Source organism: Vibrio galatheae (genome assembly GCF_000967545.1).
In the GTDB taxonomy this organism is placed as follows: Bacteria; Pseudomonadota; Gammaproteobacteria; order Enterobacterales; family Vibrionaceae; genus Vibrio; species Vibrio galatheae.
Genome location: NZ_JXXV01000028.1, coordinates 101,711 through 115,639, shown reverse-complemented (window position 1 = coordinate 115,639; position 13,929 = coordinate 101,711). Strand labels below are relative to the sequence as shown.

7 protein-coding genes are annotated in these 13,929 nt (G+C 44.7%); 4 read left to right on the top strand and 3 right to left on the bottom strand.

Features of this window, described 5'->3' with window-relative positions; all coding sequences use genetic code 11:
• The first annotated feature begins 66 nt into the window (after positions 1 to 66).
• The 4 genes from TW81_RS16010 (at position 67) to TW81_RS15995 (ending at position 9,114) form a co-directional block, all read left to right on the top strand.
• Positions 67 to 561: a MarR family winged helix-turn-helix transcriptional regulator gene (locus TW81_RS16010; protein ID WP_045956737.1), complete on the top strand. Its 495-nt coding sequence runs from the start codon at positions 67 to 69 to the stop codon at positions 559 to 561.
• Between the two features lie 277 nt (positions 562 to 838).
• Positions 839 to 1,633, top strand: coding sequence for a substrate-binding periplasmic protein (locus TW81_RS16005; RefSeq protein WP_045956736.1), 795 nt, complete (start codon positions 839 to 841; stop codon positions 1,631 to 1,633).
• Positions 1,630 to 7,884 (top strand): response regulator, encoded by a 6,255-nt coding sequence (locus TW81_RS18880; protein ID WP_052706229.1) that lies wholly within the window; start codon positions 1,630 to 1,632, stop codon positions 7,882 to 7,884. Before TW81_RS16005 ends, TW81_RS18880 begins: the two co-directional genes overlap by 4 nt.
• 105 nt (positions 7,885 to 7,989) lie before the next feature.
• Positions 7,990 to 9,114 (top strand): response regulator, encoded by a 1,125-nt coding sequence (locus TW81_RS15995; protein WP_045956735.1) that lies wholly within the window; start codon positions 7,990 to 7,992, stop codon positions 9,112 to 9,114.
• Between the two features lie 55 nt (positions 9,115 to 9,169).
• Here TW81_RS15995 and TW81_RS15990 read toward each other — a convergent pair whose 3' ends face one another.
• The 3 genes from TW81_RS15990 to TW81_RS15980 all read right to left on the bottom strand — a co-directional run bounded on the left by TW81_RS15990 (position 9,170) and on the right by TW81_RS15980 (position 13,775).
• Positions 9,170 to 10,819 carry a sugar nucleotide-binding protein gene (locus TW81_RS15990; RefSeq protein WP_045956734.1) on the bottom strand — a complete coding sequence of 550 codons (1,650 nt, stop codon included), beginning with the start codon at positions 10,817 to 10,819 and terminating at the stop codon, positions 9,170 to 9,172.
• A 206-nt stretch (positions 10,820 to 11,025) separates the two neighbouring features.
• Positions 11,026 to 12,711: a glycoside hydrolase family 13 protein gene (locus TW81_RS15985; protein WP_045956733.1), complete on the bottom strand. Its 1,686-nt coding sequence runs from the start codon at positions 12,709 to 12,711 to the stop codon at positions 11,026 to 11,028.
• A 32-nt stretch (positions 12,712 to 12,743) separates the two neighbouring features.
• Positions 12,744 to 13,775 carry a LacI family DNA-binding transcriptional regulator gene (locus tag TW81_RS15980; protein ID WP_045956732.1) on the bottom strand — a complete coding sequence of 344 codons (1,032 nt, stop codon included), beginning with the start codon at positions 13,773 to 13,775 and terminating at the stop codon, positions 12,744 to 12,746.
• Between the last annotated feature and the right edge of the window lie 154 nt (positions 13,776 to 13,929).

The following is a 13,929-nucleotide window of genomic DNA, read 5'->3' as shown; positions in this document are numbered from 1 at the left end:
AAAGTAATGGAAGTATAACTTTTGATCAAGTATCTTTTTAAAAAGATATTCACACGGAAGATAATCATGTCGTCAGATAGCGTTGATACCATATTGGCTCAATGGGAGCAGGTCCGTCCGGATTTAGATTGCTCTGCTATGGGGGTTGTAGGCCGATTACGTCGTACAAGTATTGCTTGGAAAACTAAATTAGATCAGGTGTTTAAACAACATGATTTAAGTAGTATTGAATTTGATATTTTAGCGACAATACGCCGCAGTGAAACAACGGGAATCACCCCAACCGAGCTATACAAAACCTTGATGCTGTCGTCGGGAGCGGTCAGTACTCGTATTGAACATTTGGTAAAACGGGGTCTTATTGAGCGTGTATTCAGTGAACAAGACAGGCGCAGCTGTAAAGTCATTCTGACCCGCCAAGGCTGCAAACTCGTTGATGAAGCACTTAATGATCATGTCGCGAACATGAATAATATGCTTGACGTCCTAACCCAAACTGAACAACAGCAACTTGCCAAGCTGTTACGTAAGATTCTAATCGCTGAGGCCAACACCAACTAATCATTTTCCCACCCGCTTTACATCCTCGATAAAGAGTAAACGGGTAGGTAAGCCGCTCTATACCGTTAGTATCCAAGAGCCGACACTGGGCCCTCAGTTGGTTGTCGATTTTTCATTCAACTAAACGCTATTCAGCAGTGATACTTTTCTGATTTATAAGAAAAATATCACTGCTAATTTGCCGATTTAGCACAACTTTTCGCAACCACTATCTATACTAATACAATAAGCTTACCTAGTGAGCGCATTGTCAGTGAATCTATAAGAAGAAAATAGTATGCGTTATTGGCTAAATTCCCTTTTGTGCGTTGTCGTTGTCCAGTTTTCATCATTCGCAATTGCAGACAGCAGCAAACCCTTATTGCGTATCGGAGTTCCCGAAGATTTTCCACCCTTCTATTTTCACGATGAAAATGGCGAATTGCGTGGTGCGTCTTATGAAGTCGTCGTTTCGATACTTCACTCACTCGGCTATCAAACCCAAGCGACCCAGTACCCAAATATGAGACAACTGCTCGCCAATATCGCAGCAGGTAAAGAAGACATCGTCGTCAACCTCACTGGTACCGAGTCACGCCGTAAAGTCGCCTACTTTACCGATACACCTCATATCTACGAATCACAAGATGTCATCGTACGGGCTGATAGTGCTATCCGCTTTGAAGGTAAATTACCCCAGCTCTCACCGTATAAAATTGGCACTATATTCGGTTGGACATATGGGCCCGAGTTTGACTCTGCAAACTACCTGCATAAAGAATATGTCAACGATTCAGAAGAGCAGCTCAAAGGATTGCTATCTGGCAATTTTGATATGCTCATCAACAATAAAAACTTCGTCCAATCCGTCACTCAAACGCTTGGTGTGTCAAAAGCATTTGAGGCACTTGATCACGCAATATTTATCCTCCCCGTGACGATCGCGGTCTCTAAAGCTCACCCAAATGCCACCAGCTTGGTCGCAACGCTCGAAAATGAAGTGGTTAGGTACCGAAAAACCGAAGAGTACCAATCCATTTTGACCCGCTATGGGTTTGATCCCAACATCCTGAACGAGGGAGGCTCATTATGAAAAATAGGATGAGCATTCATTACCTCCTATGGGGCATGTTCACGCTGCTGTTTATCAGTTGTTTTTCCATTTGGGCGCAAGAAAGTGAGCAAATATCAGAGAACGTCGCTGAACTACGCCTTATTGAATTAACCCAAAATTTGCGCTTACAAGATGAAGTGGCAACCAGCGCGATTATCACATATAGCCACAGTGGCGATATACGCTGGCTCGACAGGTATGAAAAAGCAGTAAAGCAATTTGACACTAGCCTGTTGGAGATTAAACGCATGGGTCGCAGCAACGGTGTTGATTACATTCGCCTAATTGACGGAATCCATGAATCTGTGACTGCGCTAGAAAAAACCACAATCAAGCTGGTTTTAGCTCAAGAATCGCAAGATGCGCAATTATTACTAGATTCCATCGATTACATAGAAAATACTGCCCAGAGAAAGCGGGCGATCAATGACTTTATTGATTATCTAGAAAACCGTCTTTCGCAATCCTTGATCCCTGTCGATAATGGCATAAGTCCACCTCAAAAGAACTTGGCACGACAAACCGAAAAACTTTATCTAACTCAAGAAGAACTGCGCTGGATTAGCGAAAATCCCACCATCACCATAGGTAAGGAAACAGACTGGCCTCCGTTCAATTTCGCCAACGATGATGGTGAACAAGTGGGTATTTCTATTGATGTCCTTCATCTAATCGCAAAGAAAACGGGACTGATAATCGAGTTTTCTCCTCCGGGAACCTATTCTCAACTACATCAAATGTTGGCTAAAGCTCAAATTGATGTCATTGCTGCCGCCTATTTTTCAGATGACAGAAGTACCTATGGATTGCACACGCCCAGCTACACCGTGTTACAGGAATATGTCTACGTCAAATCAGGTTCCGAAATACGGACGATGGACGACCTCAACGGCCGTACTCTTGCCATTCCACAAGGTTATGCGACTGCTGACATCATCAGCCAAAAGAGACCTGAAATAAACTTAATACGCACCAATTCGATACTCGAAGCGATTGAACTGGTGCTTGAAGGGCGGGCTGATGCGACAATCGACTCTCAAAGCGTTATCGAATACTATCTTAAAGAGCGTGCTTTATCCGGCTTTCGCTCATTTTCATCCGAGATGGGGACCCAACCTCTGCTAATGCTGGTTAATGGTAGCAAACCGATTTTACACAGTATTTTAACTAAGGCTATTGTCTCGATCACTCGTGAAGAGCGTTTAGAAATCCTCGACGATTGGATACAAACAGAACCTAGTGCGCCTGTCACCTACTCGCAAGTCGCAACACACCTCAGTCCCGAACAGCATGCTTGGCTTAACCAGCACCCAGTTATTCGAATTTCCGGAGACCCCGACTGGCGTCCATTTGAATTTACTGATGAGACAAACTCGTACAGCGGCATTTCAGCCGAGTACATGCGCTTTATCGGTGACCAATTGGGTATCGAATTTAACTTTGTTCCCACCCAAAGTTGGGAACAAACCCTAGACACAGCCAAAAAGCGCGAGGTAGATATTTTACCTGCACTGGCTCATACCCCTGATCGGGAAGCCGACTTTCTGTTCTCAACCCCCTATCTAACCATACCAACCGTGGTTATCACGCAACGAACAGCAGCAAACTTTTCCAGCGTGAGCGAACTAAATGATATGACAATAGGCGCGATTAAAGGTTATGCCAGCACCGAATGGCTAGAAACGAATTACCCAAAAGCCAATATCGTTAAGATTGAGAATATTAGCGACGGATTACTGCAAGTCTCAAACGGCACTTTAGACGCGGTGATCGCGGGGCAGCTAACCGCGATAGATAAAGTCGATCGGCTCGCATTGGATAACCTCAAAATAAACTTCCGTACCAGCTATCAATATCAGCTATCCATTGCGGTTAGATCGGATTGGCCAGAGTTAGTCACGATTATTAACCAAGTACTGGGCACCATTACTCCCTCACAACGTGATGCTTTTAGACAAAAATGGGTCAGTGTTGAACTGGAAAGTCTCATTGCCCCTACTATTTCTGCCAAGAGTGCACAACTGCCTATCGTGTCGCTAGTGAGCATTACACTTGGCTTAGCGGTATTTTTCTTGCTTTTGGCTTGGTATCTAAGTCGTAAAAGTGGCGATGTGCTGACCTTATATGAATCAGGCAGACTAAGAGTATTTGCCATGCTAGGTGTCAGTACATTGCTGATGGCGATTGCGGCATTAACCTGGGACTCACTTGCTAAAGAGGAGCAAATCGCACGACAACGCACAGGGCAAGCACTGGTTACTGTGCTTCATGCTACCCACGACACCTTACATTACTGGGTAAAAAGTCGTTTACAGTTAGTCACACTTATCGCCAATGAAACCGGATTAAAAACACTCTTTGCATCAACCTCGTTGTCAAATAGTAGTAAGCCAAACAGCACATTTGCAGCGAACAAAAACGTAGGCTCGTTACTCGATAGACAAAAACTCGGTGAAGATGACTGGACTTTCCATATGGTATTGACCGATGGTACTTCGGTATTTGATAACTCTCCCCCACTTGCTCATCTATCTACCATCTTACGTGAGCGCGTATTTGCGGGAGAAACCGTCTTTATTCCGCCTAAACGCAATCCAACCAATGGTCTGGTGGAAATATATTTTGCGGCGCCTGTGGTTGATTATTCAGGGAAAGCTATAGCCGCGGTTATCGCTTCTACCGATCCGAAAGGAGAATACTCTAGCATTTTAGCCAAAGGCCAAATTGGTGAGACTGGTGAGACTTATGTAGTTCAGTCGGACGGAGTTCTGCTTTCTGAAAGTCGCTTTATCAATCAGCTCAAACAAAGTGGTGTATTAGATAATGATCAAAGTTCGATACTTAATGTTCGCCTGACCGTCCCTGCAACTCGCAACGATTCTGACCAACAAGTAGACCTAGCTCAACTTAGCCCAAACATTCAAAGCGTAATCACAGGCGCAAGTGACGTAGACACGGCTGGCATCAACGACTACCGCAACAACCTCGTCTTAAGCGCATGGACATGGGATGCCGAGCTCGGCTTTGGTTTAGTCACCGATATCGATGAAAAGGAAGCGCTGCAATCTTCTGATATTTCACAAAATACCATGTATTCAGTATTAGGTGTCACCTTGATTTTGTCACTCAGTTTAATGGCCATCAACGCATGGATTGGACATAGGGCCAATACTGCGCTTTTACGCGCGCGCGATGAGTTAGAAGACAAAGTGGAAGAGAGAACGGAAGAACTGAATAAAACCAAAGATCAGTTTTATAACCTGCTGGAATTAGCGCCCGATCCTATGGTGGTCGCCGACGAAAATGGGTTAATCGTTATGCTCAACAACCAAGCGCAGAAACTGTTTGGTTACCAAAGCGCCGAGCTGGTAGGTCAGTACTCATCCATACTGGTGCCAGAAGAAGATCGGGGCAGATACGCTCAAGATACTCGACCTTTTATCTCTTCTATTCATGATTATTTTAACGAGAAAGAGTCTGAAATTTATGTTTTAACCAAAGACAAACAGAAGATTTCAGTGGAAGTGAATATCAGCCCGATTGAGTCTGACAACGGCACTTTAATTGCCAGCTCACTGCGTGATGTCTCTCAGCGTAAGAAAACCGAAAAGGACTTGGCCGAATCAAGAAAGCTGCTCCAAGCCGTACTCGACAACTCCCCTGCCTTGATCTATCTAAAAGATATCGAAGGCCGCTACATTCTGGTCAATAAAGTATGGCAGAAGGAAATTCGTCGCTCTGAAGAGTCGGGGATTGGTCTTAAAGATGCGGATTTGTTGCCCGAAGAAACGGCGAACATGCTCAGACAAAGCGACTTGCAGGTTATGGAGCAAGGTGAAACATTACAAGTAGAGGAAACGCTAACCGAACCCGATGGGAGAGTCATTACCTATATTTCCTTTAAGTTCCCCGTCTATGACTCCGACGGAAACATCTTTGCAGTCGGGGGCGTTTCGACAGATATTACTGAGCTGGTCGATGCGAGAGAGCAAGCTTATGAGGCCAGCAAGGCCAAAAGCGAATTTCTCGCCAACATGTCTCATGAAATCCGCACGCCCATGAATGCAATTATTGGTATGAGTTACCTGGCGCTACAGACGGAACTCTCTCCACGTCAGCATGACTACGTAACCAAAATTAACTCGGCGGCCAATGCACTCCTTGGCATCATCAACGATATTCTCGATTTTTCAAAAATTGAAGCGGGTAAGCTCGAAGTAGAGAACATTCCATTCAATTTAGATGAAACACTAGAGACATTAATTAGCCTAGTCACCGTTAAAGTGCGCGAGAAAAACCTCGAATTGCTCATCTCCATCACACCAGACGTACCTAGGGGGTTAATTGGCGATCCACTACGCTTAGGCCAGATTTTAATTAACCTAGTCAATAATGCGATTAAATTTACCGAGCAAGGAGAAATCGTCATTCAAGTGTCTTTACAAGAGGCCTCAAAAGAAGATGTTGCCTTGCTGTTCAGTGTCTCCGATACCGGGATTGGCATGACGAAAAAGCAAATAAATGCACTGTTCCAATCATTTAGCCAAGCAGATGCTTCTACAACGCGAAAATACGGCGGCACTGGCCTTGGTCTCAGCATCAGTAAAAACTTGAGCCAGTTAATGGGCGGTGATATTTGGGTGGAAAGTACGCCAGAACAAGGCAGTACTTTTTCGTTCACGATTAAAGCCGGCCTCAGCACAGAAGTAGAAAGTAAACCTTTAGCGCTAGATGATGATTTAACCGGCCTGCCAGTACTGATCGTCGATGACAGCCCAGTCGCTCGTCTGATCATGAGGCAAACCGCTGAATCGCTGACTTTCGAGCCGATATTGGCGGAGTCGGGCGCTGAAGCTTTAGCACTTATCACCAAACATGAAAAGCAAGGCCACCCATTTAGAATCGCCTACATCGATTGGAAAATGCCTTCTATGGATGGTATCGAGCTAAGTGATATTATCCACTCTGACGAGTCATTAACCTCACCACCAAAAGTGATTCTCGTCTCCTCATATGATATCTCAGAGATACCACACCAAACTGCAAACAAAGTAGAAAGTCTGCTCAGCAAGCCAGTATCCAGCTCATCCATGCTTGATGCGACCTTACAAGCGATCGGCAAAGCAGTGGCCATTAGACCGAACAACAAATTAGATGACCAACATATCGCCCTGGTGGCAAAAGTATCGGGAGCAAATGTATTACTGGTTGAAGACAATGAGATTAACCAACAAGTGGCGACTGAACTGCTTTCGCGCTGTGGCATGCAAGTCGAGGTGGCAGAAAATGGGTTAATCGCTGTCGAAAAAATAAAAGCCAATCAATACGATATTGTTTTGATGGACATTCAAATGCCAGTAATGGATGGTTTTGCAGCGACAAAAGAAATTCGCCAAGAAAGTCAATTCGACACACTGCCTATCATCGCAATGACCGCAAATGCGATGGCAGGTGACAAAGAAAGATGCATCAATGCAGGCATGCAAGATCATATAGCCAAGCCAATCAATGTCGAAGCCCTTTATCAAACATTGGCAGAGTGGATTCGCCCTCGCAGCGGATTAGGCGAACAACATGTTGAGTTCGCAGCGCGCAGCGACCAAGAAGAAGTCATCATCGATATCGAGGGTTTAGATGTTGAAGTTGGGCTGAGCCGAGTCGCAGGTAACAAAACCTTATATCAAGAGTTAATTCAACGCTTTGTTAAAAATCACGCCAATGCAGCCAATGAGCTCAGACAAGCTCTAGAGCAGCAAGACTACAACTTAGCAGAGCGGGTTGCGCACACATTAAAAAGTGTCGCAGGAAATATTGGTGCCAGTGCCATACAGGAAAAAGCGCAGATATTAGAAACGGCCTTCGCAGAAAGTGAGCCTAACGTAGCCGATCTTAAAAGCTCAATTAATGAATTTGAACCGCAACTTAATCAACTGATTGATGCGTTAAGTGCTTATTTGGCTGCAACTGTGCCGCCAGCTCAGCAGAAAGAATCGGGATCAGTTGAGAATTTGGAGCAGTATGTTGAGACACTCGATAAGTTGCTGTCGCTATTGGAAGATTTTGATGGGGAGTCAGAGGCTTGCTTTATCGACAACAGAGCGCTAATCCAGAGCTTTGCCCCCACTAATAAGTACCGATCGCTTGCTGATGATATTGAAAGTTTTGATTTTGATTCAGCGATTGACGTAATTAAAGAGTTGCAAAGCAATTTACCGAAGCCTTCCAATTAAGGTATTGCTAAACTAGTTAGGTCTCATTAGCAAAATGATGGTAAATAGATGCTGTGTCCACTGTTCTTAAGAGGCATTGGACACTTCAATGAATGGTAAAATTGAATGAATGACAAAAAAACGATCTTGATCGTGGATGATACTCCAGCAAATGTTTCTTTGCTCAACAACATCTTGAAAGATCGGTATAAAACAAAAATTGCCACCAACGGTGAAAAAGCGCTGAAGCTTGCCTTATCTAACCCTGCTCCTGATTTGATCTTGCTCGACGTGATGATGCCTGAAATGGATGGCTACGAGGTCTGTGAATGCTTAAAAAGCGACGTCATAACCCAAGATATTCCCGTCGTTTTCCTCACAGCCAAAGTTGCGGTCGAAGATGAAGCCAAAGGGCTTTCATTAGGTGCGGTAGATTACATAACCAAACCGATTAGCGCCCCTATCGTATTAGAGCGTGTAAAAAACCACTTAGCGCTAAAAGAAGCGCGTGATTTACTCCAAGAGCAAAACCGCCTATTGGAAGAAAAAGTCAATGAACGAACTCGTCAGTTAGATGAGTTGCATGATGTCGCGATGGAAGCCATGGGGGCCCTAGCTGAATCAAGAGACCCTGAAACTGGCAACCATATCAAGCGCACTCAACTTTATGTCAAACTGCTGGCAGAGGCTCTCTCTTCTCATCCGCGCTTCTCACACTTTCTGACACCAGAGATTATTACTCAATTGTACAAAGCCGCCCCTTTACACGATATTGGCAAAGTTGGCGTGCCTGACGCAATTCTGCTCAAACCTGGTAAGCTGACTGAAGAAGAGTTTGAAGTGATGAAACTTCACACTGTCTACGGACGAGATGCCCTGCTCGCGGCAGAGAAAAAGCTGTCAGAACCGAGTGATTTCTTACTCTTTGCCAAAGAGATTGCATACAGCCATCAAGAAAAATGGGACGGCTCAGGTTACCCAGAAGGCTTAGCGGGTGAAGCAATCCCTATATCTGCCCGCATTATGGCAATTGCAGATGTATACGATGCCTTGATCAGTCGCAGGGTGTACAAGCCACCCTTCTCTCATGAAAAAGCCATGACCATCATGATTGAAGGCCGAGGCAGTCACTTTGATCCTGATATGTTGGATGCGTTTGTTGAGATTTCTGAACAATGCCGATCCGTCGCGCAAAAATACGCAGATTCAGAGCAAGACATACAGTCACATCTAGGTAAGTTGCAGATTTAAGGTGCAAGCTAGATGTGGCTCCTGCACCTCTAAAATGGCTTTTAGTTGATCACTTTCACGACTGGGCAAACACTTTTTCTATAAGTATCGCTTTACGGGTATCAAACGCCCCTTGGCGTAAACCAAATTCCCAGTCGACGCTGCGGTTGAACATTGCAATCATCAGCGCGACACTTCTGCGATTCGCATCTTGCCAGCAGTCAGACTCAGTATATTCACCGTGATTGATCGCTTTTCCATCAACCTCTACTGGCTCAAAACGCCACTTTTTACCGACTCGGTAATAGCCTTTGCAATTCAATGTCGAATCAGAGCGAATATTGAATTGATATTCGATCCCCTCTTCCCCATTAAGCATTAAATTAATGCTCAACCGATGTACTCCACAGCTAAGCTGGACGGATATCACATCATCGGATTGAGTTACCTTTGCTTGTGAAAACTCGCCAAAATAGTGCAGTAACCAAGATAACGGATGGCTGGCAACCTCGACAAACCATTGTTGAACAGACATATCTCCCGGTAAGTTGACATAGCAATCAAGAATGACATCACATGCGGTATTCTGCGTGTCTAACCATTGCTCGATACATTTTGCCGTCTCTAGTTGAGCAAAGGCATAATTGACTAAGATGCGTTGATTCGACTTTGCCCACACTTGTATATCGCCATGCAACCCAAGCAAAGGCTTTTCGCAAATGAGGTTTGGCCTAGAGAGAGTTTCAATACAGTTGCTGTGTTGATCTGCTGGAGTCGCGACGGTGACGACATCTAGATCGTTTAACTCATGGATATCTGTAGTGGCACGAACAATATTTTCTGCTGCGCACACTTGCTCTAATTGCGGCAGGTTCTTTGCGCACATAGCGGCAACATCAAGACCAGCCGCTCTATAGTGAGGAACATGTGTTCTACCCCACTTGCTGCCAAGGATACCCGCAGAACAAAGCAGTTGTGGACGTTTGAAACGTGAGCTGAGCGGAGGTAAGCCAATACGTTCATCTTGCAGACGTTGATCGTGTTGGTAATCATCACAGGGTACAACCTGCCAATCTTTCCCGTAATGCAGTTTTAAAGCGCAGACAAGTTCATAGAAACTCCAACGTTCCTGAGCGTTGCTGTCTAAATGGTAAAGACCGGCTTCGTTGCGCTCAATCAATTGTAAAAACGCTAGCGCTGTGTCGTCCATGTGAGACGTAGCCGGATACCAATGTGTGCTGGCTGTTAAGACCCCTTTTTCTCGATGCTGAGCCTCTAGGTGAGCGAGCATATTATTGCCACTGCTGTCATCATGCATTTGCCAACCAATGCGAGCGATCATTGCATTTGGGTTCACCTGCCATATCGCATCTTCACTGCGTATCTTGTATTGCCCGTAATCGTCTACTGCATTACGTTGACTAAAAATCCCATACGGTCCATTAACCTTAGCGTCAAACACCATAGCCGTGCTAACAAACAGATAAGGGAGGTTTTCACGCAAACACTGCTGTGCCAACCATGAAGCCCAATCCTCACTGCCCATTGCCATATGACACACCGCATCAAAATGGTGACTGTGCCAGAATTCCTTACATTTGTTTTCTTGAGATGGCGAGACCTGATGGTGGTTCCACTCAAGTACATTCCAGCCTCGTGATTGAAACTGTTTGGACACTTTTGGTCCAAGACTTCCGCTCAGGCCGGTCATTAACACTGTTTTCATCGTACTGATCTATTGATTCGCTTTGCTGAAAGTTAACCATAGAAACGGTTTTAGTCATTCTGCTTATAGAGATTAGCTTGATACAAAGCACGCTTTGTAGGGGTATTTTGCTCAGTGGTGCTTTATGTTAACTCACATGAGTAGATGCCTTGCAATAACTTATTTACAGTGTAAAAAAGCCACCTTGATTCGGTGGCAATGTTTGGTTAGACCAGCTCGACAACAACAGCTTGGTAGGGTTGCAATGTTAACCGGTCGAGAGTGCTTACGGAACTTGAGTAGTTATTTATTACTACCTGTTTAAGTCGCCCATCATAATGCCTAACTAACTCATTGGCGGTAAAGTTGGCGATAGTAAGTAATGACTTGCCTTTATAGGAGCGGATATAGGCGTATACATCTGCATCATCAGGGTCAAGCAGTTTATGATCGCCGTAAACAACAACATCGCCATACTCTATACCTTGACGAAGCGCGATTAACTGACGGTAGTGATGATAAATTGAGTTAGGATCACTGAGCGCTTGCTCTGCATTAATTTCTTGATAATTGTCATTCACAGGTAGCCACGGTTTCCCAGTAGTGAAGCCTGCGTTTGCTTGCTGGTTCCATTGAATTGGTACCCGTGCATGATCACGAGAGAAATCATTCAAAAAAGCGATAGCCTCAGTCTCACTGACACCGCGCTCTCGCATTTTTTGATAGTGGAACTTGGCCATCAAGTCATTAAACTCATCGATTGAGTTGAAACATTTGTTGGTCATGCCTATCTCTTCGCCCTGATAAACATAGGGAGTACCGCTCATCATATGCAGTACGGTTCCCAACATTTTGGCGCTAACAAGCCTATACTGGGCAGAATCACATCCATAACGTGAAACGGTGCGCGGTTGATCATGGTTGCTCCAGTAAAGGCTATTCCACCCTTTTTGGTACAAGTCTTCCTGCCAACGCGCCATGATCTCTTTGTATTGAACTAAATCGAAGGGTTTCTTCACCGCATTATGCTCTTCCCGATCAATACTGACGTGCTCGAACTGAAAGATCATACTAATTTCGTTTCGAGCGGGATGTGAGTAATAACGCCCGTCTAACGTCGTTGTAAATGGTGTTTCCCCCACCGTTAATACATCGTAATGCTTGAGCACTTTGTCATGCATTTCTCGTAAGTATTGGTGAACCAGTAAGTTATTTGACCAATGTTCCCAGCCAGCCACACCCTGATCAAAAATCGTAGCGTCAGGAAAATCGGATGGTTTGCCGATCATGTTAATAACGTCCATACGAAAACCACCTAGCCCTTTTTTGAGCCAAAAGTGCATCATCTCATAGATGGCTTCACGAACTTGCGGATTAGCCCAGTTAAGATCAGGCTGTTTATTACTAAACAGGTGCAGATAGTACTGATCTGTCTGTTCATCAAGCGTCCAAGCTTTGGGTTTAAAAAACGATTCCCAGTTATTCGGCTCACTACCATCAGACTTAGGATCTTTCCAGATATACCAATCGCGTTTAGGGTTATCTGTTGAGCTGCTCGATTCAATAAACCACGGATGCTGATCAGAGGTATGATTAACCACCAAATCCATAACAATTTTGATGCCACGCTTATCTGCTTGTTCAATCAAAGAGTCCATATCCGCCATGGTGCCAAACTCTGGCGCAATACTCTGATAGTCAGAGATATCATAACCATTGTCATCCATTGGAGATTGATACACAGGGCTCAACCAAATCACATTCGCACCCAGTCCAGCGATATAATCAAGCTTTTCGATAATCCCTGGAATATCGCCAATACCATCGCCATTTGTATCGTTGAAACTACGCGGATAGATTTGGTATACGACCGCATTGTGCCACCAGCGCCTCTCTAATTGCTGTGTGCTCATGATAATTACTCCTCTAGCGTATTAAATAAACCCTAAGTGGTACTGCGATGTATCAATTCAGTATCAAGAACTATTGTTTGATAAGGGATCTGGCCCATAGCCATCTGGGCTGCAAGTTGACCTTTATGCATTATTGGCTGCCTAACCGTAGTTAACCCAGCGGGTTCGGCAGCAGGAATATCATCGAAGCCGACGATGCGAATCTCTTGCGGTACCCGTAAATCGAGCTCTTGCGTCACCTCTAGTGCTGCTAGGGCGATTTTATCACTCATACACAGCAACACATCAGCTCGCTGTGGCGAGGTCAACGCTCCACGCAGCATGGTCTTTAGCGCATTTTTCTCAAGCTCATGTATCTGCCATACATTTCCAATCTCTAGCACAGCTCCTTTATCGCGTATCGCTCGCTTGTAGCCCTCAAAACGACAGCGCGAAACTGACTCTTCCTCTGTATACAGTTTGTCTAAATTTGCCAATGCTAATGCATTGGTTGATTCAAGGCGTAAACCGAGGATCAAAATTTTATCTTGAGGACTGCGAATCGCATGACAAGCAATGTCATAGCACGCCTGCTCATTGTCGACGTTAATTGATGGCATCTCTGCCCAACAAAAGTCCACAGTCACTAGCGGCTTACGCTGACGGGTAATCAGATTCATCACATTAGCATCCATCGGTTTACCGTAAACAATGAAGCTATCAGGGATGGTTTCAACCTGAGTATTTTGGTAGTTCTCTATTGTAGAAGGCAGCATCAACATGTTGACGTGTTCTTGATCGAGCAGTTGGGAGATCCCCGTGAGGAACTCTGTCGCTACGGGATCGGTAAAGTTAAACGCAAGATTGTCAGCCAATAGCAGACCAATCACACCTGTTTTACCCGTGCGTAAACTACGAGCGGTAATACTCGGCCCACTGTAACCAAGGTTTTCACATTCCGAGAGTATTTTTTCTCGCAGCGCTTTAGACAGCTGATTCGGTCGATTAAACGCATTAGAAACCGTTGCAGTTGAAACGCCCAAGTATTGAGCTACCGTTTTAAGTGTTGTTTTTTTGTTTTGCATGGTCGCCCAGCGTTCATTGCATCGAATCTATAAGCAAAGATAGTCAATATTTTCCCAAAGTCTAAAACGATTAAGTAAAAATAAATACTGATGTAAAAACGCTCAGTGCATCAACTTTGAATGCGATCAAACTTCACACCAAGAAAGCCACTAA

Excerpts from the sequence above, each read along its gene's own strand:
- TW81_RS16010 (WP_045956737.1), top strand. The coding sequence starts at position 67 with ATGTCGTCAGATAGCGTTGATACCATATTGGCTCAATGGGAGCAGGTC.
- TW81_RS16005 (WP_045956736.1), top strand. The coding sequence starts at position 839 with ATGCGTTATTGGCTAAATTCCCTTTTGTGCGTTGTCGTTGTCCAGTTT.
- TW81_RS18880 (WP_052706229.1), top strand. The coding sequence starts at position 1,630 with ATGAAAAATAGGATGAGCATTCATTACCTCCTATGGGGCATGTTCACG.
- TW81_RS15995 (WP_045956735.1), top strand. The coding sequence starts at position 7,990 with ATGAATGACAAAAAAACGATCTTGATCGTGGATGATACTCCAGCAAAT.
- TW81_RS15990 (WP_045956734.1), bottom strand. The coding sequence starts at position 10,819 with ATGAAAACAGTGTTAATGACCGGCCTGAGCGGAAGTCTTGGACCAAAA.
- TW81_RS15985 (WP_045956733.1), bottom strand. The coding sequence starts at position 12,711 with ATGAGCACACAGCAATTAGAGAGGCGCTGGTGGCACAATGCGGTCGTA.
- TW81_RS15980 (WP_045956732.1), bottom strand. The coding sequence starts at position 13,775 with ATGCAAAACAAAAAAACAACACTTAAAACGGTAGCTCAATACTTGGGC.